Origin of the sequence: Janibacter terrae NBRC 107853 (genome assembly GCF_001591405.1) — a bacterium.
Lineage (GTDB): Bacteria > Actinomycetota > Actinomycetes > Actinomycetales > Dermatophilaceae > Janibacter > Janibacter terrae.
This window is the reverse complement of sequence record NZ_BCUV01000007.1, coordinates 633,469-653,461: the sequence shown is the minus strand read 5'-3', so window position 1 is coordinate 653,461 and position 19,993 is coordinate 633,469. Positions and strand designations below refer to the sequence as shown.

At 72.4% G+C, this 19,993-nt stretch carries 19 protein-coding genes; 11 read left to right on the top strand and 8 right to left on the bottom strand.

Annotated features, from left to right (window positions below):
- Nucleotides 1-24: 24 nt before the first annotated feature.
- The gene (locus JT1_RS12770; protein ID WP_068327069.1) at nt 25-564 is read left to right on the top strand and encodes a DUF1697 domain-containing protein; all 540 of its coding nucleotides are present in this window, start codon (nt 25-27) and stop codon (nt 562-564) included.
- On the opposite strand, the gene JT1_RS12765 is transcribed toward JT1_RS12770, so the two are convergent.
- Nucleotides 565-2,220 carry an ABC1 kinase family protein gene (locus tag JT1_RS12765; protein ID WP_068327065.1) on the bottom strand — a complete coding sequence of 552 codons (1,656 nt, stop codon included), beginning with the start codon at nt 2,218-2,220 and terminating at the stop codon, nt 565-567. It abuts the gene before it with no gap.
- A gap of 67 nt (nt 2,221-2,287) precedes the next feature.
- Between JT1_RS12765 and purS the strand changes: the two genes are divergently transcribed.
- From purS to JT1_RS12745, 4 genes are read left to right on the top strand one after another with little or no spacing between them, the layout of a single operon-like run.
- Nucleotides 2,288-2,578 (top strand): phosphoribosylformylglycinamidine synthase subunit PurS, encoded by a 291-nt coding sequence (purS, locus tag JT1_RS12760; protein WP_068327062.1) that lies wholly within the window; start codon nt 2,288-2,290, stop codon nt 2,576-2,578.
- A complete protein-coding gene (gene purQ, locus JT1_RS12755) occupies nt 2,575-3,246 on the top strand; it encodes a phosphoribosylformylglycinamidine synthase subunit PurQ (protein WP_068327059.1) in 672 nt (223 codons plus the stop codon). Before purS ends, purQ begins: the two co-directional genes overlap by 4 nt.
- Nucleotides 3,243-5,531 (top strand): phosphoribosylformylglycinamidine synthase subunit PurL, encoded by a 2,289-nt coding sequence (purL, locus tag JT1_RS12750; protein WP_068327057.1) that lies wholly within the window; start codon nt 3,243-3,245, stop codon nt 5,529-5,531. The genes purQ and purL overlap by 4 nt, the downstream gene beginning before the upstream one ends.
- Before the next feature lies 1 nt (nt 5,532).
- Nucleotides 5,533-6,198, top strand: coding sequence for an HAD family hydrolase (locus JT1_RS12745; RefSeq protein WP_068327054.1), 666 nt, complete (start codon nt 5,533-5,535; stop codon nt 6,196-6,198).
- Here JT1_RS12745 and JT1_RS12740 read toward each other — a convergent pair whose 3' ends face one another.
- Nucleotides 6,199-7,011, bottom strand: a complete 813-nt coding sequence (locus JT1_RS12740; protein WP_255218322.1) for a spermidine synthase — start codon at nt 7,009-7,011, stop codon at nt 6,199-6,201.
- Nucleotides 7,012-7,099: 88 nt separating this feature from the next.
- Nucleotides 7,100-9,244 (bottom strand): bifunctional metallophosphatase/5'-nucleotidase, encoded by a 2,145-nt coding sequence (locus JT1_RS12735; RefSeq protein ID WP_068327052.1) that lies wholly within the window; start codon nt 9,242-9,244, stop codon nt 7,100-7,102.
- 148 nt (nt 9,245-9,392) lie between these two features.
- Between JT1_RS12735 and JT1_RS12730 the strand changes: the two genes are divergently transcribed.
- Complete coding sequence (locus JT1_RS12730; RefSeq protein ID WP_068327049.1) at nt 9,393-9,767, top strand: sterol carrier family protein; 375 nt, start codon at nt 9,393-9,395, stop codon at nt 9,765-9,767.
- On the opposite strand, the gene JT1_RS12725 is transcribed toward JT1_RS12730, so the two are convergent.
- A complete protein-coding gene (locus JT1_RS12725) occupies nt 9,764-10,828 on the bottom strand; it encodes a Gfo/Idh/MocA family protein (RefSeq protein WP_255218321.1) in 1,065 nt (354 codons plus the stop codon). The genes JT1_RS12730 and JT1_RS12725 overlap by 4 nt on opposite strands.
- A 22-nt stretch (nt 10,829-10,850) precedes the next feature.
- Between JT1_RS12725 and JT1_RS12720 the strand changes: the two genes are divergently transcribed.
- Genes JT1_RS12720 through JT1_RS12705 form a run of 4 tightly spaced genes read left to right on the top strand, consistent with a single transcriptional unit; the run spans nt 10,851 to nt 14,364 of the window.
- Nucleotides 10,851-11,084, top strand: a complete 234-nt coding sequence (locus JT1_RS12720; RefSeq protein WP_068327046.1) for a hypothetical protein — start codon at nt 10,851-10,853, stop codon at nt 11,082-11,084.
- Nucleotides 11,085-11,117: 33 nt separating this feature from the next.
- Entirely contained in the window at nt 11,118-12,644 is a 1,527-nt protein-coding gene (gene purF / locus JT1_RS12715; RefSeq protein WP_068327043.1) for an amidophosphoribosyltransferase, read from the top strand.
- Complete coding sequence (gene purM / locus JT1_RS12710) at nt 12,641-13,762, top strand: phosphoribosylformylglycinamidine cyclo-ligase (RefSeq protein WP_068327040.1); 1,122 nt, start codon at nt 12,641-12,643, stop codon at nt 13,760-13,762. Before purF ends, purM begins: the two co-directional genes overlap by 4 nt.
- A gap of 5 nt (nt 13,763-13,767) precedes the next feature.
- Nucleotides 13,768-14,364 carry a response regulator transcription factor gene (locus tag JT1_RS12705; RefSeq protein WP_082807658.1) on the top strand — a complete coding sequence of 199 codons (597 nt, stop codon included), beginning with the start codon at nt 13,768-13,770 and terminating at the stop codon, nt 14,362-14,364.
- A 7-nt stretch (nt 14,365-14,371) separates the two neighbouring features.
- On the opposite strand, the gene JT1_RS12700 is transcribed toward JT1_RS12705, so the two are convergent.
- Nucleotides 14,372-14,572, bottom strand: coding sequence for a DUF3073 domain-containing protein (locus JT1_RS12700; RefSeq protein WP_068327034.1), 201 nt, complete (start codon nt 14,570-14,572; stop codon nt 14,372-14,374).
- A 200-nt stretch (nt 14,573-14,772) separates the two neighbouring features.
- Here JT1_RS12700 and JT1_RS12695 point away from each other — a divergent pair, with 200 nt between their 5' ends.
- Nucleotides 14,773-15,918, top strand: coding sequence for a glycosyltransferase (locus JT1_RS12695; protein WP_169701995.1), 1,146 nt, complete (start codon nt 14,773-14,775; stop codon nt 15,916-15,918).
- Between the two features lie 107 nt (nt 15,919-16,025).
- On the opposite strand, the gene JT1_RS19170 is transcribed toward JT1_RS12695, so the two are convergent.
- Genes JT1_RS19170 through JT1_RS12680 form a run of 3 tightly spaced genes read right to left on the bottom strand, consistent with a single transcriptional unit; the run spans nt 16,026 to nt 19,946 of the window.
- Nucleotides 16,026-17,795: an ATP-binding cassette domain-containing protein gene (locus JT1_RS19170; RefSeq protein WP_218005602.1), complete on the bottom strand. Its 1,770-nt coding sequence runs from the start codon at nt 17,793-17,795 to the stop codon at nt 16,026-16,028.
- Complete coding sequence (locus JT1_RS12685; RefSeq protein WP_068327031.1) at nt 17,788-18,693, bottom strand: ABC transporter permease; 906 nt, start codon at nt 18,691-18,693, stop codon at nt 17,788-17,790. The genes JT1_RS19170 and JT1_RS12685 overlap by 8 nt, the downstream gene beginning before the upstream one ends.
- Nucleotides 18,690-19,946 carry a nucleotide sugar dehydrogenase gene (locus JT1_RS12680; protein WP_068327028.1) on the bottom strand — a complete coding sequence of 419 codons (1,257 nt, stop codon included), beginning with the start codon at nt 19,944-19,946 and terminating at the stop codon, nt 18,690-18,692. The genes JT1_RS12685 and JT1_RS12680 overlap by 4 nt, the downstream gene beginning before the upstream one ends.
- Between the last annotated feature and the right edge of the window lie 47 nt (nt 19,947-19,993).

Below are 19,993 nucleotides of genomic sequence, written 5' to 3'. Positions count from 1 at the left end.
GGACACGCCGACCGATACTGGGGCATGGCCACATACATCGCCTTCCTCCGCGCGATCAACCTCGGCGCCACGCGCAGGTTCCCCAAGGCCGACGTGCAGCGGGTCGTCGAGGAGACCGGCGCGACCGACGTCGCGGTGCACCTCAACACCGGCAACGTGCGGCTGACGAGCCGGCAGCGCTCGACGGCCGCGGTGGCCGCGACGCTCGAGGCGGCCTTCCTCGCGGACCGGGGGTTCGAGGTCATGACGATCGTCCTCACGTCGGAGGAGCTCGTGCAGGTCGTGGCGGACGCGGAAGAGGTGGCGCAGCAGGCCCCCTTCGCGGTGGCGGCGCACTACGTGACGCTGATGCGGGAGGCGCCGGACCGGGCCGGTGCCGCCCTGCTGGCCCACGAGGACGAAGGGGAGGTCGCCGCGGTCCGCGGACGGGCCGTGCACCTGGTGCTCGACGGCAAGGACCGCTACCACCAGGTGAAGCTGCCGGCGGCGGCCGACCGGGCCATGGGCGTGTGGACCAACCGCAACCTCACGGTTGTGCGCGACCTGGCCTCCCGCTGGGGCTAGCTAGCCCTCGTCGCGCGAGGGGTGGCTGCGCGCGATCTCCCGGTCGGTCAGCACGATGTGCACGCCGAGCGCCACGGCGGCCAGGACGGCGACGCTGAAGAAGAGCATCGCGATCGCCGGGAACCCGAGGACCGTCACGTCGGTCTCGACGCGCATCATCATCGCCGCGCCGATGATCGTCGCCGCGATGATCAGGCCGAGCGTCAGCCGGTTGGCGACCCGCTGCAGCACGAGGTGCAGCCGCTGCTCGTCGATGGCGTCCACCCGCAGCCGCATCTCGCCGCGGGCGAGGGTGTCGAGGATGCGGTTGGCCCGCTTGGGCAGCTGCGCGGTGAACTCCTTGGTCTCGATGGCGGCGGTGAGCAGGCCGCCGGGGGAGACCTTGAGCGAGGAGACGAAGATGTCCGAGACGTTGTCCCGGATCGCCTCCGCGGGGGAGAAGTCCGGGTCGAGGTGCGTCGTCGTCTGGTCGAGGTTGAGCAGCGCCTTGCCGATCATCGCCATCTCGGCGGGCGGCCGCAGGCCGTGGACCCCGGAGAGCCGGGACAGCTCGACGAGCAGCCGGCCGGCCTGCACGTCCGAGCCGCTGGCCACGGCCTCGCTCACGAGGTGCGCCACCTCGTCGCGGAAGGCGCCCGCGTCGTGGTCCTCGAGCGGGTGGCCCATGTCGGCCAGGACCGCCGCGGCCTCCTCGCCCTCCCCGTCGTTGATCGCGAGCAGCAGCTTGGTCACGTGCGTCTGGACCCGCTGGGGCACGGTGGCGACCATCCCGAGGTCGAGCAGCGCCAGGCGCCCGTCGTCGGTGACGAGCAGGTTGCCCGGGTGCGGGTCGGCGTGCAGCACCCCGTCGTCGAGGATCATCCGCAGGTAGCAGTGGAAGAGCTGCTCGACGAGCGGGCGGGCGTCGAGGTCGATGAGCGCCAGGGGACCGAGGTCGGTGACCTTGCGGCCCTCGATGTGCTCCATCGTGAGCACCCGCGTCGTCGTCAGCTGGAGCACCGGCTCGGGCACGACGAGCCGGTCGTGCTCCTCGGTCAGCTCGATGAAGCGCAGCAGGTTGCGCGCCTCGCGGCGGTAGTCGAGCTCGTCGACGAGCGAGCGCCGGAACTCGCGCAGCAGCTGGTTGAGCCCGTAGGAGCGGCCGACGCTCGTGTGCTTGTCCGCGAGGCCGGTGATGGTGTCGAGCGCGTCCATGTCGCCGCGGACGGTCTCGCGCACGTCGGGCCGCTGCACCTTGACGACGACGTCCCGGCCGGAGCGGGTGGTCGCCCGGTGGACCTGACCGAGCGAGGCCGCCGCGAGCGGCTCCTCGTCGAAGGTGGCGAAGAGGTCCTTGATCCGCGCCCCGAGCTCCGCCTCGACGATCTCGCGGACCTGCTCGAAGGGGAACGGTTCCACCGAGTCCTGCAGCCGCGTCAGCGCCTCGGTGTAGGCCGGTGGCAGCAGGTCGAAGCGGGTGGAGAGCAGCTGGCCGAGCTTGATGTAGGTCGGCCCCATCGCCTCGAGGTCCGCGGCGAAGGCCTCGGCGCCCTCCGTCGTCCCCTGCGGGAGGTCCGCGTCGTCGGCGAGGTCGTCCTGCTGGGCTCCCGCGAAGAGGTCGCCCCGTCCGTGGCGCAGGAGGAGTCGCACGAGGTCGGAGTACCGGCTGCTGCTCATGGGCACATCCTGCCCAACTAGACTCGACGCCGGACGCACCCCCCTTCGCCAGTTCAGGAGACGCCCCGTGGGACGCATCGTCGTCGACGTCATGCTCAAGCCCGAGATCCTCGACCCGCAGGGTCAGGCGGTCCGCGGGGCGCTGCCCCGGCTCGGCCTGGACCAGTTCACCGACGTGAGGCAGGGCAAGCGCTTCGTCCTCTCCGTGGACGGTGACGTCACCGACGCGCACCTCGCACAGGCCCGGGAGGCCGCCGAGACGCTCCTGTCCAACCCCGTCATCGAGGACGTCGTGAGCGTCCACGAGCTGACGAGCGACGAGCCGGAGCAGGCGCCGATCACCGGGGCCGGCGCGTGAGGATCGGCGTCGTCACCTTCCCCGGCAGCCTCGACGACTCCGACGCCCGCCGCGCCGTCCGCATCGCCGGCGGCGAGGCCGTCGAGCTGTGGCACGGTCACGCGGACCTGCGCGGCGTCGACGCGGTCGTCATCCCCGGCGGGTTCTCGTACGGCGACTACCTGCGCGCGGGGGCCATCGCCCGCTTCGCCCCGGTCATGAGCGAGATCATCACGGCCGCGAAGGGGGGGCTCCCGGTCCTCGGGATCTGCAACGGCTTCCAGATCCTCACCGAGTCGCACCTGCTGCCGGGCTCGATGATCCAGAACGACCACCGCCGGTTCCTCTGCCGTGACCAGGTCCTGCGCGTCGAGAACGCGTCGACCGCGTGGACCACCGGTTTCGAGGACGGGCAGGAGATCACCGTCGTCCTGAAGAACCAGGACGGCCAGTTCGTCGCCGACGAGGCCACCCTCGACCGGCTCGAGGGCGAGGGCCAGGTCGCCTTCCGCTACGTCGGCGACAACCCCAACGGCTCCTCCCGCGGCATCGCCGGCATCACCAACGAGCGCGGCAACGTCGTCGGCCTCATGCCGCACCCCGAGCACGCCGTCGAGGAGGGCTACGGCCCGGGCCTCGACGGGCGCACCTTCTTCACCTCCGTCCTCGAGCAGATGGCGAGCGCATGAGTCAGCACCGCATGAGTACCCTCGACACCGTCACCCGCGCGGGCGAGAGCCCCGACACCGAGCAGCCCTGGGCCGAGCTCGGTCTCAAGGAGGACGAGTACGCGCGCATCCGCGAGATCCTCGGCCGTCGCCCCACGAGCGCCGAGCTGGCGATGTACTCGGTCATGTGGTCGGAGCACTGCAGCTACAAGTCCTCCAAGGTGCACCTGCGCCGCTTCGGTGACCTGCCGAGCGAGACCCCGCTCGGCAAGACCCTCGCCGGCATCGGCGAGAACGCGGGCGTCATCGACATCGGCCAGGGCTGGGCGGTGACCTTCAAGGTCGAGTCCCACAACCACCCGAGCTATGTCGAGCCCTACCAGGGTGCGGCGACCGGCATCGGCGGCATCGTCCGCGACATCATGGCGATGGGCGCGCGCCCGATCGCGGTGATGGACCCCCTTCGCTTCGGCGCCATCGACCACCCCGACACCGCGCGCGTCCTGCCCGGCGTCGTCAAGGGCATCGGCGGCTACGGCAACTCCCTCGGCCTGCCCAACATCGGCGGCGAGGTCGTCTTCGACGAGTGCTACCAGGGCAACCCGCTCGTCAACGCCCTGTGCGTCGGCTCGCTGCGCCACGAGGACCTGCACCTGGCCAACGCGTCGGGCGCGGGCAACAAGATCGTCCTCTTCGGCGCCAAGACGGGCGGCGACGGCATCGGTGGCGTCTCCGTGCTCGCCTCCGAGAGCTTTTCGGACGGCCCGACTGCGTCTTCTCGGCGGCCCGCCGTCCAGGTCGGCGACCCCTTCGCGGAGAAGGTGCTCATCGAGTGCTGCCTCGACCTCTACGCCGCCGGCGTCGTCGAGGGCATCCAGGACCTCGGTGGCGCGGGCCTGTCCTGCGCGACCTCCGAGCTCGCCTCCGCCGGTGACGGCGGCATGGCCGTCGAGCTCGACCGCGTCCCGCTGCGCGACTCCACGCTCTCCCCCGAGGAGATCCTCATGTCGGAGTCGCAGGAGCGGATGATGGCCGTGGTCGCGCCCGACAAGCTCGACGCCTTCCTCGAGATCACCGGTCGCTGGGACGTCGAGGCCGCCGTGCTCGGCGAGGTCACCGAGGGTGACCGCCTCACCGTCACGTGGCACGGCGAGACCATCGTCGACGTGCCGCCGCGCTCCGTGGCCCACGACGGCCCGGTCTACGAGCGTCCGATCGCCCGGCCGCAGTGGCTCGACGCGCTGCAGGAGGACGGGAGCGGCTCCCTTCCCCGTCCGAGCGACCTCGGCGCGGACCTGCTCGCGCTGCTCGCCTCGCCCAACATCTGCGACAAGTCCTGGGTCACCGACCAGTACGACCGCTACGTCCTGGGCAACACCAGGCGCGCGATGCCGCACGACTCCGGCGTGGTCCGCGTCGACGAGGAGTCCGGTCTCGGCGTCGCCGTCTCGACGGACTGCAACGGCCGCTTCGGCCGGCTCGACCCGTACGCCGGCGCGCAGCTGGCGCTCGCCGAGTCCTACCGCAATGTCGCGACGTCGGGGGCGTTGCCCCTGGCGGTCACCGACTGCCTCAACTTCGGCTCGCCGGAGGACCCGGCCGTCATGTGGCAGTTCCAGCAGGCCATCGACGGGCTCTTCGACGCGTGCCTCGAGCTCGGCATCCCGGTGACCGGCGGCAACGTCTCCTTCTACAACCAGACCGGGGAGACCGCGATCCACCCGACCCCGGTGGTCGGCGTGCTCGGCGTCCTCGACGACGTCGCGACGAGCGTCTCCTCCGGCTTCGGGGCGAAGGGGGAGACCGTCCTCCTCCTCGGCGCGACCCGCGACGAGCTCGACGGCGGCGAGTGGGCGCACGCGCTGCACGGCCACCTCGGCGGACGTCCGCCCCGGGTCGACCTCGCCGCGGAGAAGGCGCTCGCCGGCTTCTTCGGCGACGCGGTGCGCCGCGGCCTGCTCACCAGCGCCCACGACCTCTCCGACGGCGGCCTCGCGGTCGCCCTCGCCGAGTCCGTGCTCCACGGCGGCACCGGCGCGTCCGTCGACCTCGCCCCGGTCCTGGAGCGGGACGGCATCGACGCCTTCACCGCGCTGTACTCCGAGTCCACGGCGCGCGCCGTCGTCACCGTCTCCTCCGAGGAGGACCTCGCCGCGGTCGTCGGCATCGCCGAGACCCACGGGGTGCCGGTGGCGCGCATCGGCTCCACCGACGGCGGGACGCTCAAGGTCAAGGGTGCCTTCGAGCTGTCGCTCGAGCAGCTGCGCGAGGCGCACACGGGCACGATGGCGCGCTACTTCGGCTGACATGGGTGCCGACTGGCTGGTGGTCTTCGACTGCGACGGTGTGCTCGTCGACAGCGAACGCCTGAACGTGCGCACCTGGACCGGCATGATGCGTGACGCCGGGGTCGACTTCACCGAGACCGATGCGGTCGAGGCCTTCGTCGGCAAGGCCTACAAGGACAACCGGGTCACGCTCACCGAGCTCACCGGGGCGGTGCCCGACCCCGAGTGGGAGCGGGCCTGGCGGGCCGAGTTCGCGCGCAGCCAGGAGGAGCTCGAGCCGGTCGCCGGGGCGGCCGAGGCCGTCGCCGCCGTGCGCGACCTCGGCCTGCAGGTCTGCGTCGCCTCGGGGTCGCTGCTCGCGGCCATCGGCACCAAGCTCGAGCGCACCGGGCTCGACGGGTTCTTTCCGGAGGGGGTACGGTTCAGCGCCGAGCAGGTCGAGCACGGCAAGCCGGCGCCCGACGTCTTCCTCCTCGCGGCCCGTGAGATGGGCTACCCGCCGGAGCGCTGCATCGTCGTCGAGGACAGCCGCGCGGGCATCGAGGCGGCGGTCGCGGCCGGCATGCCGGTCGTCGGCTACCGCAGCGACATGACGCCGACGGGCTGGATGGCGGGCGCCAGCGCCGTCGTCGACGACCTGGCCGACCTCCCTTCGGTCCTCACCCGACTGACCGGCCTGGGCTGATCAGCGCACCCGCCAGCGCCCCGGGTCGGGAGCCGTGGGCGAAGGGCGGGACCCGGCGTCGGTGATCGCCTTCCCGGTCGCGGTGCGCCGGGTCAGCTCGGCGCCGGCCAGGACACCCGAGGGGAAGGGCCAGCGCCCCACCTGCCGTCGGATCTCGTCGAGATCGAGCGGGCGGTGCGCGGCGACGAGCACGGCGTTGCCGTAGCGGCGGCCCTTGAGGACATCGCGCATGGCGACGAGCGCCACGTGCTCGCACGTGGTGCGCAGCCCGGCGACGACGTCCGCGAGGTGGCGCCACCCCGGCTCGTCGGGGCAGTTCATGACGAGCACCCCGTCCGGTCGCAGCACCCGCGCCACGTGCCCGAAGAACTCGACGGTCTGGAGGTCCGCCGGGACCCTCCCCGCGTCGAAGGCGTCGACGACGACCGCGTGGGCCGACGCGTCCTTGAGCGCCTCGAGCCCGGGGCGACCGAGCTGGGGCCGCACCCGGATCCGGTGACCGCGCGGCAGCGGCAGCTCCTCGCGGACGACGGCGGTGAGGGCCTCGTCGGGCTCGAGGACGATCTGCGGCGAGCCCGGGCGGGTGGTGTGCACCCAGCGGGGCAGGCTCAGGCCGGCGCCGCCGACGTGCGTCACCCCGATCGGGTCGGGCCCGGGGAAGACCGCGTCGAGCACCGCGGCCATGTGCTGCACGTACTCGAAGACGAGGTGCTCCGGGTCGTCGACGTCGACGTGGCTCTGCGGATGCCCGTCCCGCATGACCGTCACCCCGCCGTGATCGTCGGGCACGAACTCGATCTGCGTCTCAGCCACCCCCAGATCCTCCCCCATGCACGATCGGCCGGGCACGACGAAGGGGGCCACACACCGGATCTGGTACGTGACCCCCTTCGTCAGGCTGCTACTTGTTGTTGCCGACCCCGGGGCGGACCTTGGTGTCATTGCCCACGCCGGGGCGACCGTCGGCAGCGCCGGGGCGCTCACCGAGCTGGTTGCCCTTGCCGGGGCGCTCCGCGGCGTTGCCCTTGCCGGGGCGTGCGGAGTCACCAGCCGTGACCGTGACGGGGAAGGTCGCCGTGGTCCCGCTCGGCGCGGCGACCAGGGTGACGGTCGCGTCACCGGTCACCCCCTCGGGGACGGTGAAGCTGATGTCGGCGGTGCCGTTGCGGGTCGGGACGCCGTCGATCAGGCCCGCGGTGATCGGGAAGGTCCCGACGGAGCCGTCGCCGACGAAGACCTCGACCTGGGTGTTGGTCGGGGCGCCGAGGGAGGTGAGGTCGAAGCCGGAGGCCGTGAAGGAGACCTCCTCACCGGCGGTCAGGGCGGTGGGCTGGTCCGTGATGGCGATGGCCTGCTTGCGGAAGTCCGGGCCGACCTCGTCGCGCGCGGAGAAGTAGTTGACGAAGGCGTCGGTGTCGATGAGGCCGGTGTCCTTGGCGTTGCTGCCCTCCTGCAGGACGGTGAAGTTGTCACCGCCACCGATGAGGAAGGACCCGGAGCTGATCGTGTACGTCGCGGCCTCATCGATGGGCGCGCCGTCGATGCTCACCGAGGTGATGTGGCTGCCCTTCGCCGCGTCGGGGTCGAAGGTGTAGGTCACGTTGTCCGACAGGCCCAGCTTGAGGAAGGGGCGCGAGGACCCCTCCGGCTGCCACTGCTGCTCCAGCAGGGTGATGACCTGGGCGCCCGTGAGGTCGACCGTCATCAGCGTGTTGGCGAAGGGGTTGATCGACGCCGCCTCGGCGTAGGTCACCTCGCCCGGGCGCTCGTCGGTGGACGGGGCGTACAGCAGCTCGGCCCGCAGCCCACCGGGGTTCATGATGCCGATGTCGGCGCCGGAGCGACCGGGCGCATTGAGGGCGTCGAGCCAGATGTCGGCGGTGAGGTTGCCGAGGGTGGACTCGCGCTGGCGGTTGTCGCGCGTGCCGTCGGTGTGGGCGGTCGTGATGTCGTCGCTCACCGAGCCGATGACCTGCTTGCCGACCTCCTCGGCCTGCGCGACGGCCTCGTCGACGATCCGCCCGGCCGAGGCGTAGGCCGGGTCGTTCGCGCACCCGGCGGTCGGGGGCGCGACCGGGACGTTGGTGGCGGAGTACTGGGTGACCTTGCCGGTCGCCGGGTCGTAGCCGAGCTCGAGCTGGCCGAGGTTGTCGGCGTAGGAACCGGTCTGGAGGACCGGGCGGGTGCCCTCGCCGCCGGGGACGGGGGCGTCCCAGGCGTACTCCTTGTGGGTGTGGCCGGTGAAGATCGCGTCGACCTCGGCGGTCGTGCCGGTGACGATCTTGGCGAAGGCCCCGCCGGCGTCGATCTGCTCCTGCAGGGTCGTCACGCCGTCACTCTCGGTCGCGCCCTCGTGGTACTCGGCGACGACGATGTCGGCCTCGCCGTTGGTGGCGTCGCCGTCCTTGAGCTGGGCGGCCACGCGGTTGACCGCCTCGACCGGGTCGCCGAAGTCCAGGCCGGCGACGCCCTGCGGGGAGACGAGGGTCGGGGTGTCCTGGGTGACCGCGCCGACGATGCCGACGTCGAGGCCGCCGATCTCGAGGACCGTGTACTCCTGCATCGCGGGGATGGTCGTGCCGCGCTCGTAGACGTTGGCGCCGAGCTGGTCGTAGTCCGCCGCCCGGTCGACCCGACCGGTGAGGTCGGAGAAGCCGCGGTCGAACTCGTGGTTGCCGACGGCGGTGGCCCGCAGGCCGACCGCGTTGAGGAACTCGATCGTCGGCAGGTCCTCCTGGGAGGCCGAGGTGAAGGGCGAGGCGCCGATGTTGTCGCCGGCCGACACGAGGGCGGTCGAGCCCTCGCCGAGTGACGCGCGGGTCGTGACGATCGTGCAGGCGAAGGCCTTGCCGAGGTCACCGGTGCCGTCGTCGTCGATGCGACCGTGGAAGTCGTTGAGGTTGAGCAGGTTGACCGTGGTCAGCGAGGCGTCGATGCCACCGGGGGCGACGGGGTCGGCGGCGTGGGCTGCACCGGCCGTGGCGAAGAGTGCGGTGGCCGCACCCGCGCCGACCAGCAGCGACAGGCCCTTCTTCGTGAGGGACATGCGGGGTTCCTCCCAGAACACAGGTGTGACGTGCCCGACAGCTGGGCATACAGGGAGGATCGTGCCTCACCCGGGATACCTCCGCAGTCCGAGCGACGACCCGTGGGTGGCTGATCGGTGAACGGTTCGACGGTGGGAGGATGGCCCCGTGCCGGCACGACGACGCATCCCCGTGGACGAAGGGTGGTCCGCCCTGCGCGCGTGGACCACGAGCGAGGACCGGGACGCGGTCGCTCGCCCGACGATCGCGACGGCCGTGCGGCACACCGTCGCCGAACTCGCGGACGCCGCCCCCGGCCGCAGCGTCGAGGTGCGGGTCCCCCCCTTCGCTGCCGCGCAGTGCGTCGAGGGACCGGTCCACACCCGCGGCACCCCGCCCGCCGTCGTCGAGACCGACGCCCGGACGTGGCTCGAGCTGGCCACCGGCGAGCTCGCCTGGGCCGACGGCGTGGCCTCCGGCCGCGTGCGGGTCAGCGGGCAGCGCACGGACCTGTCCGCGCACCTCCCGCTCGCCCGACCCTAGGGACGAAGGGAGCGGAGCAGCTCCTCGGCCACCTCGAGGATCCGCACGCTCTCGTCGAGCGGCATGAACGGGGACTCGGTCTCGCCCGCGGTGACCCGCAGCGCCACCTCGGTGGCCTCGTGGCGCAGACCCCGGTGCTTCTCGACGGGGTCGCCCGCCATCTCGTCGAGGACGACGCCGTCGGCGCCGACGAGCCGTATCGTCGTCGGCGTGTAGAACTGCGTGTCGAGCTCGAGCCGGGCCCGCGTGCCGTTCACCGAGGCGGTCGTCGGGGACGAGACGGACATGTCGGTCGCGAGCGAGGCGACCGCGCCCGTCGGCCCCTGCGTCACGAAGGCCAGGCGCCGGTCGACGCCACGGTCGGTGAGCGACCCGAGACCGGCCGCCGCGGTGAGCCCACCGAGCGCCAGCGAGGCGAAGGACAGTGGGTAGATGCCGAGGTCGAGCATCGCGCCACCGGCGAGGTCCGGGCTGGCGAGCCGCTCCGGGCCGTCCGGCCACAGCGGGATCGAGTGGTCCGCGAGGACCGTGCTCACCTCGCCCAGCAACCCCGCGTCGAGGACCTGGCGGAGGACGTCGATGTGGGGGAGGAAGCGGGTCCACATCGCCTCCATGCAGAAGATGCCGGCGGACCGGGCGGCCGCGACGATCTGCCGGGCCTCGGCCGCGGTGGGAGCCATCGGTTTCTCGACGAGGACGTGCTTGCCGGCCCCGATCGCGAGCAGCGCGTGCTCGAGGTGCTCGCTGTGCGGGCTCGCGACGTACACGACGTCGACCTGCGGGTCGGTGACGAGCGCGGCGTAGTCGCCGTGGGCCCGTGCGCCGGGCGCGTGCTCGGCGACGAAGGCCTGCGCGCGCCCGAGGTCGCGCGAGCCGACCGCGACGACCTCCTGCGAGGTGCCGCGCAGGGCGTCGGCGAGCTGGGCGGCGATCCACCCGGCACCGAGCAGACCCCACCGCAGACCGGGTGCCGAGGCCGGGTCCGGGGTCCGCGGCGCGGGCAGCGTCATGCCGGGCAGCGTCATGCCGGGCACGTCGGCAGGGGGGCGCTCGGTGCTCATGCGACCAACCTACGATGGAGGGGTGAAGCCGAACCGCCCCCGCAGCCACCCGAAGCCCCTGCCCTTCGTCGCCACGGGCGCGGTCATCGGCTTCATCGTCTTCGGGCTCGTCTCCTGGTTCGGCCCCAACCGCAACGAGGGCTTCGACATCACCTACGACCCGGGCGCCACCCTCGGGTACATGAGCGTCCTCGGACTGTGCGTCGGCGGACTCGTCGGTGCCGTCGTCGCGGCGCTCCTCACGTACCGCAGGTAGGGGTCGACCGCGTCCTGTGGGACACTGGGCCCCGTGCCACGCGGAGACGGAAAGCTGTCCCATGACCTCCTCCCAGGTGAGAAGGGACCCCAGGACGCCTGCGGTGTCTTCGGCGTCTGGGCCCCGGGCGAGGACGTCGCCAAGCTGACCTACTACGGGCTGTACGCGCTGCAGCACCGTGGCCAGGAGTCCGCGGGCATCGCGACCTCCAACGGCCACCAGATCCTCGTCTACAAGGACATGGGCCTGGTGTCCCAGGTCTTCGACGAGCGGAGCCTGTCCACCCTTCGCGGCCACATGGCCGTCGGGCACTGCCGCTACTCCACGACCGGCGGGTCCACGTGGGAGAACGCGCAGCCGACGCTCGGCGGTCACGAGACCGGCACCGTCGCGCTCGCCCACAACGGCAACCTCGTCAACTCCGCCGAGCTGCGCGAGCTCGTCGAGAGCTACGGCGAGGAGATCCCCGGCGACGACGGCCGGATCCGCCGGATCACCGACGGCGAGCTGCGTCGCGGCAACACCTCCGACACGGCGCTCGTCACCGCGCTGCTCGCCCACGACGAGGACAGCAGCCTCGAGGAGGCGGCCATGGCGCTGCTCCCCAAGCTGCAGGGCGCCTTCTGCTTCGTCTTCATGAACGAGGACACCCTCTACGCCGCGCGCGACCCGCAGGGCCTGCGCCCGCTCGTCATCGGCCGGCTCGAGCGCGGCTGGGTCGTCGCCTCCGAGACCGCGGCCCTCGACATCGTCGGCGCCTCCTTCGTCCGCGAGATCGAGCCCGGCGAGCTCGTCGCGATCGACGAGGACGGCCTGCGCACCCGCCAGTTCGCGCAGCCGCGGCGCAAGGGCTGCGTCTTCGAGTACGTCTACCTCGCCCGTCCGGACACGACGATCAACGGCCGCACGGTCCACGAGGCCCGCGTCGAGATGGGCCGCGCCCTCGCCCGCGAGCACCCCGTGGAGGCCGACCTCGTCATCCCGACGCCGGAGTCCGGCACACCGGCGGCGATCGGCTACGCCCAGGAGTCCGGCGTCCCCTTCGGGCAGGGCCTGGTGAAGAACGCCTACGTCGGCCGCACCTTCATCCAGCCCAGCCAGACGATCCGCCAGCTCGGGATCCGGCTGAAGCTCAACCCGCTCAAGCACGTCATCAAGGGCAAGCGCCTCATCGTCGTCGACGACTCGATCGTCCGCGGCAACACCCAGCGCGCCCTCGTGCGCATGCTGCGCGAGGCCGGCGCGGCGGAGGTGCACGTGCGCATCTCCTCGCCGCCGATCAAGTGGCCCTGCTTCTTCGGCATCGACTTCGCGACCCGCGCCGAGCTCATCGCGACCGGGCTCGGCGTGGAAGAGATCCGCACCTCGCTCGGCGCCGACTCCCTCGGCTACATCAGCGAGGAGGGCATGATCGCCGCGACCGAGCAGCCCGAGCACGAGCTCTGCACGGCCTGCTTCTCCGGCACCTACCCGATGGAGCTGCCGAGCGAGGACCGCCTCGGCAAGTCCCTGCTCGAGCTCGAGTTCACCCCCACCGAGGAAGCGGTACGACGCCCGTGACGACGCCGGACAAGACCCCGATCACCTACGCAGACGCCGGCGTCGACGTCGAGGCCGGTGACCGGGCCGTCGACCTGATGAAGGAGTCGGTCCGGCGCGCCACCCGGCCCGAGGTCCTCGGCGGGCTCGGCGGCTTCGCCGGCATGTTCGACGCGAGCGCCCTGCGGGGCATGCGACGGCCGGTGCTCGCGACCTCCACCGACGGCGTCGGCACCAAGGTCGCGATCGCCCAGGCCATGGACCGTCACGACACGATCGGCCAGGACCTCGTCGGCATGGTCGTCGACGACATCGTCGTCTGCGGCGCCGAGCCGCTCTTCATGACCGACTACATCGCGACGGGCAAGGTCGTCCCCGAGCGCATCGCGGCGATCGTCGCGGGCATCGCGAAGGGGTGCGAGCTCGCGGGTGTCGCGCTCGTCGGCGGCGAGACCGCGGAGCACCCCGGCCTGCTGGACCCGGACGAGTACGACGTGGCCGGTGCCGCCACCGGCGTCGTCGAGCACGACGAGGTCCTCGGGCCGGACCGCGTCGCCCCCGGCGACGTCGTCCTCGCGCTCGCCTCCTCGGGCCTGCACTCCAACGGCTACTCGCTCGTGCGGCAGGTCATCGCCTCGGCCGGCTGGGCGCTCGACCGCCACGTCGACGAGCTCGGCCGCGCCCTCGGCGACGAGCTCCTCGAGCCGACCCGCATCTACACCCGGGCGCTGCTCGACCTCGTCCGCGCGGAGGACGTCGACGTCCACGCGCTCAGCCACGTCACGGGCGGCGGCCTGGCCGCCAACCTCGCGCGGGTGCTGCCCGAGGGCACGATCGCCCGGGTCGACCGCGCGACGTGGACCCCGCCCGCGATCTTCTCGCTCGTCGGCGAGCTCGGCTCCGTGCCGCGCGCGGACCTCGAGCGCACGCTCAACATGGGCATCGGTTTCGTCGCGGCGCTGCCGCAGGCCTCCGTCGACACCGCCATCGCCCGCTCGCGGGCCGCCGGCATCGACGCCTGGGTCCTCGGTGAGGTCTCCGACGCCGCGACGACCCGCCCCGTGGCCGGCGTCGAGGTCGTCCAGGGCGCCAAGGGCGTGCACGGCGGGGCCGTGCAGGTCGTCGGGGAGCACGCCTGACCCCCGTGCGGGTGCTGGTGGCGGACGCCGAGGAGCAGCGTCGCCAGGCCCTCGTCGACGTCCTGGCCGCCGAGCCGGACCTGGAGGTGCTGACGCCCGCGGCCACGGTCGCCGAGATCGCCTCGACCCCGGAGCCGGCCGTCGTGCTGCTCGTGGGCGGCCTGCGGTTCTCCGGGCCCGTCGAGGCGCTCGGTCAGGTCCGTCACGACGACGCGCCGGCGTGGGTCGTCCTCACCGAGGACACCGACGAGCTGGCGGCGATCATCGCCGCGGGCGCCGACGGGTGCCTCGCGGAGTCGAGCACGCCGGTGCAGATCGGTGCCGCCGTGCGCGCGGCCGCCAACGGCGACCAGGCGTCGCTGGACCAGCCGGTGACCGGGCCCCTCGTGCAGCGGGTGCGCCGGGAGCGGCCACCGCTGACCGAGCGTGAGATCGAGGTGCTGCAGCTGGTGGAGGCCGGGCTGGGCAACCAGGAGATCGCCGCCCGGCTCTACCTCAGCCTGTCGAGCGTGAAGTCACACCTGTCGCACACGTACGGTCGTCTCGGGGTCCGGCGCCGTGAGGCAGCCGTCGCCGAAGCGCGTCGTCAGGGACTGATCTGACGGAGCGTCACCGCTCCGCCGAGGACCAGGGGTCGTGCTCGTAGTCCTCGTCGGTGTCCTGGGTGTCGTTGCGCGTCGCGCGACGAACCGGGTTGTCCGACTGACCGTGAAGTTCCGCCTCAAGCGCTCGCAGATCAGTGTCCGGCGAGTAGTACTTCAACTCGCGGGCCACCTTGGTCTGCTTCGCCTTCGCTCGGCCGCGCCCCATGGCGTGACCCCCTCATACGCTAGTGCGGGTCGGCACTGATCTTCCCGCCATCCCCAGGGGACGGCGGATCTACCAGAGCGGACCCGGATCTGTGTGGTTTCTCGTGAGTCCAACCGTACATGGTCCGAGTCTGTTCCGTACCATCGGTGCGAGGCGCGACCCGTAGGATCTGCCCGGACCGGCAGACGAAGGGAGCCCAGGTGGCAGCGGACGAGGTGGGGACCCCCCTTCGCGCCCTCGTGGTGACCGTCGTGCACCACCCGCAGGACTCCCGGATCCGGCACCGCGAGATCTCCGCGCTGCTCGCGGCGGGTTGGCAGGTGACCTATCTCGCTCCCTTCGTCGCCCACGGGCTCGAGGTCCCGGCGCCTGCCGGAGGGCTGGAGTGCCACGACCTGCCCCGCGCCGCCGGCCGTGACCGCCTGACCGCCGCCCGGGCCGCCCGCGCGGCCGTCCGCCGGCTCGGCCCGGAGCACGACGTGGTGGTCGTCCACGACCCCGAGCTGCTCCCCGCGACCGCCGGTCTGGGGCTGGAGCACCTGGTCTGGGACGTCCACGAGGACCCGGCCGGCGCGCTGGCGGTCAAGGAGTGGATGCCCGGTCCGCTGCGCCGCCCGGTCGCCGGGGCCTGGCGCCTCGCCGAGCGGCTCGTGGAGCGCCGGCAGCCGCTGCTGCTCGCCGAGCACGCGTACGCCGACCGGTTCCGGAGCGAGCACGCCGTCGTGCCCAATGCCGTCGTCGTGCCCGAGGAGGTCCCGCCCGCCGGGGGCGCCCGGCTCGTGCACGTCGGCAACCTCACGCTCGCCCGAGGCAGCGAGGTCATGGCCGAGGTGGCCCGTCTGGCCCACGCCGGGTCCGACGGTGCGATCACGCTGGAGGTTGTCGGTCCGGCCCGGGACGAGGGCTCGCGGACGGCGATGGAGGCCGCAGCTGCCGAGGGGGTGCTCGTGTGGCACGGCTTCCAGCCCGCGGAGCGGGCGATGGCGATGATCGACGGCGCGCTCGCCGGGCTGTCCCTGCTGCGCGACCTGCCGAACTACCGCGGCTCGATGCCGACCAAGGTCGTCGAGTACCTGGCCCACGGCGTGCCCGCCATCACGACCCCGCTGCCGCTCGCCCGCGAGGTCGTCGAGGAGGCGGACGCGGGGGTGGTCGTGCCCTTCGACGACGCGCGAGCCGCCGCCGACGCCGCGCTGCGGCTCTGGCGCGACCCGTCCGGAGCGGCCGCGATGGGCGCCCGCGGCCGCGCGCTCGTGCGCGAGCGCTACGACTGGGCGAAGGGGGGCGCCGCCTTCGTCGACGCCCTCACGCAGATCGCCGCGGCCCGCTCGCCGGGCCGCGCCTGACCCCCCTTCGCCCGACCGCTCGTCCGCATTGCCCTAGGGGAATGCAGCCTCTCGCCGCCAGGACTCCGCATTGCCCTAGGGGAATGCAGAGTCCTGGCGCGCGAACCCTAGGACGAGGTGGGGGTGCCGGGGTCGCCGGCCGCTACGATCCGGCCCAGCCCGCCACGCAGGCGCGGGGGCAGGGCGTCGACGGTCCCGACGAGCGTGATCTCGCGGGGGGCGAGGCGCACGAGGGCCTTGCGGACCTGGGCGGGCAGGCGGTCGCTGCGGGTGAGCAGGAGCGGCACCCCGGTGTGGCCCGAGGCGGCGATGGCGGTGAGCATCTCGACGCCCGTGGAGTGGACCGTGATCATCACGTCGCCGCCGGGCTCCACGGCGTCGTGCAGGGCGGCCGAGATGGCCATCGGGCCGCCATCAGGACCGAACTCGATCTCCGCCCCGGTCGCCGCGCGCAGCGCCTCGACGGTCTCGGTCTCCCAGTCCTCCTCGTCGCCCGCGAGCAGCAGCCGCTGCGGGCCGAGGTCGGCCAGCGCGGCGCGCAGCTCCTCGGGCAGGGTCTCGGACTCGCAGACGACGACCGCCCGGCCGTGGGCGGCCGCGACCTGCGAGATGACCGGCGCGCGGCCGGCGCTCGAGCCCAGCGTGACGTGGACGGTGTCGGTGTCGGCCGGGGGGAAGAGCTGGAGCAGGCGCGCGGAGACCACGGCCGCGTCATCGCTGTCGACGTGCTCGACCGGGCCGCCGGTGATCTCCTCGAGCGTCGCCCGGGTGTCGGGGTGGACGTGCTCGTCACCACCGACGACGACGACCCGCTCGGCGGCGAGCCGCTCCAGCTCCTCGCGCGCGGAGCCGGGCACGGAGCCGGGCCGCACCCACAGCAGTGGCCAGCCGAGGCGCGCGGCGATCGGCGCGACGGCGCGGGCCATGGCGGCACGCTGGACGCTGACGACGAAGACGCCCTCGACACCAGGGTCCCAGGTGCCGCGCACGGTGGCGGCCGTGACCTCGAACCGGTTGCTGCCGCCGAAGCGCCGCGTGCCCGCGACCTCGGGGTCGGGGACGGACGCGGTCTTGCGCTGCACGCGCTTGGGCAGGGTCGCCTCGTACTGCGGCAGGACCTCGTCGGTCGGGCCGTCCGCGATGAGCCGGCCCTGGTCCATCCACAGCACCCGGTCGCAGATCTGGCGGATGTTGCCGTTGGAGTGCGAGACGAGGAAGACGGTGCCGGCCTGCTCGCGGATCTGGGCGATGCGCTCGGCGCTCTTCTGCCGGAAGGCCCCGTCGCCGGTGGCCAGGGCCTCGTCGATCATCAGCACGTCGGGGGCGGCCGCGGTCGAGATCGCGAAGCGCAGCCGCGCGCCCATGCCGGAGGAGTACGTGCTCATCGGCAGGTAGACGGCGTCGCCGATCCCGGAGAACTCGACGATCTCGTCGAAACGCTCGGCGATCTCGTCCTTGCTCAGCCCGAGGGCCTGGGCGCCGATGTAGATGTTGCGCTCGCCGCTCAGCTTGCTCATGAGGACGGCGTTGACGCCCAGGAGGGAGGGCTCGCCGGCCACCCACAGCCGCCCGGCGGAAGGGGGGATGAGCCCCGCCACGGCGCGCAGCAGCGTCGACTTGCCCGAGCCGTTGCGGCCGATGATGCCGATGGACTCGCCGTGGTGCGCGACGAAGCTGACGTCCTTGACGGCATGCACCTCGCGCGTGCGCGGCATCCGCTCGGCGCCCACCATCGAGCGGAGCGAGCGCGCGCGGCCCTGCCCGGAGGGGGTGCCGCGGCGCCCGCCGCCGAAGACCTGGTACTTGACGTCGAGGTGGCTCACGACGACCGTCGGGGTGCCGATCTCGGGGCCCGTGCCCGGTGCGTGCTCAGCCACGGCCGTACTTCGCCTCGTCGCGCCAGAAGATGACCAGGCCCACGCAGGCGAGCCCGATGCCCCAGGCGGCCATCGCGAGCCAGTCGGTGAGGACGACGCCGTGCTCGGCGTCGGTGAGCAGGGCCTGGCGGCCGATCGTCAGCATGAGCGAGAAGGGCTGGTAGACGAGCAGGTCGTGCCAGACCGTCGGGAGGTTCTGCGCGTAGTGCTCGACCGGGAAGAAGACGCCCGAGACGTAGCGCAGGAGCCGCACCGTGACGGGGATGAGGTTGCCGATGTCGCGCGAGGCGTTGACCAGCCGGGCGCCGATGAAGGCGATGCCGAGCAGCGCGAGCCCCTGGAGCGCGAGCGCGACGGGGAAGAGCAGCCACTCCCAGTCGGGCGTCTCCCCGGTGACGAACATCAGGACGAAGAGCAGGAGGAAGGCCGGCAGCGCCGCGAGGAGCTCGGTGAGGGTCACCGAGATCGGCAGGATCGCGCGGGGGAAGTGCAGCGCGCGCACCAGCGAGAGGTTGCCGGTGATCGCCTTGACGCCGCGCGTGATGACCGACGAGGTGAACATGAACATCACCACGCCGATGGCGAGGAAGGCGATGAAGTTATCGACGCCACCCTGGGTGTTGAGCAGCAGCCCGAAGATGACGAAGTAGCTGCCGATGAGCATCGCCGGGTTCAGCACGGCCCAGAGCTGCCCGAGGTGGTTGTCCTCGTTCCTGGCGTACGACTCGGCGGACGACAGGGTCCACACGAAGGACCGCCGGCGCCACAGGTCCCCGAGGTACCGGCGGAGGGGCGGACGCTCCGAGAGCGTCCGCAGCCCGTGCCGAGCCGCGAGCTCCGCGGCCTCGTCGCTGCTGAGTGCCGGGGGGAGGGGGGCCCGCTCGGGGGCCTCCGTCACAGGCGCTCGACCTTGTCGCTGTCCTGGGCGACGCCGCGCGTGTCGAAGAAGCGCTGCGCCGTGCCGGCGAGCGCCTCCACGTCGAAGGTCTTGTGGTTCTGGACGAGGACGGTCAGGTCCGCGGCGGCCACGGCGGCGTCGAGGTCCTCGACGCGCTCGGCCTCGGGCACGGCTCGCCAGTCGGCGACCTTGGCGTCGAAGTACTGGACGGTCGCCCCCTTCGCGATGAGCTGCTGGGCCAGCGGGACGGCCGGCGACTCACGCTGGTCGGCGATGTCGGGCTTGTACGTCACGCCGAGCAGGAGCACCGTCGAGCCCCGCAGCGGCTTGGCGTCCTCGTTGAGGATGTTCTGCGCGCGCTGGACGATGTACGCCGGCATCGTCGAGTTGATCTCCTGGGCGAGCTCGACGAAGCGGAAGGGGTAGCCCAGCTTCGCGCGGACGTTGTAGGAGAGGTAGTTGGGGTCGATCGGGATGCAGTGCCCGCCGACGCCGGGGCCGGGGTAGAAGGCCTGGAAGCCGAAGGGCTTGGTCTTGGCCGCCGCGATGACGTCCCACAGGTCGATGTCGAGGTCGTGGCAGAAGCGCGCCATCTCGTTGACCAGGGCGATGTTGATGTGGCGGTAGGTGTTCTCCAGCAGCTTGGCCGTCTCGGCCTCGCGGGTGCCCTTGGCCCGCACGACGGTGTCGACGAACTGGCCGTAGAAGGCCGCGGCCGCGTCACCGCAGGCGGGGGTGTGGCCGCCGACGACCTTGGGGGTGTTCTTGGCACCGAACTTCTCGTTGCCCGGGTCGATCCGCTCCGGCGAGAAGGCGAGGTGGAAGTCCTGGCCCGCGACGAGGCCCTTGGCCTCGAGGACCGGGCGGACGACCTCGTCGGTCGTGCCGGGGTAGGTCGTCGACTCGAGGATGACCGTCTGTCCGGCGTGCAGGTGCTCGGCGATCGTCGCGACGGCCGAGTTGATCGGGCCGAGGTCCGGGCCGCCGTCCTCGGAGAGGGGGGTCGGCACGCAGATGACGATCGTCGTGACCTCGTCGAGGCGACCGGCGTCGGTCGTGGCCTCGAAGCCTGCGTCGAGCATCGCGCGGATGTCGTCGTCCGACAGGTCGTCGACGTGCGACCTCCCGGAGTTCAGCGCGTCGACGACGGCCTGGTTGATGTCGAAACCGAGGACCTTGACCCCGACCTTGGAGGCTTCCTGGGCCAAGGGCAGTCCGACATAGCCCTGGCCGATGATCGCGACGTCCGCCACTGTGCATCCTTCTCGGTAGTCGTGCCCCGGAGGGCATGGGTAGCCAC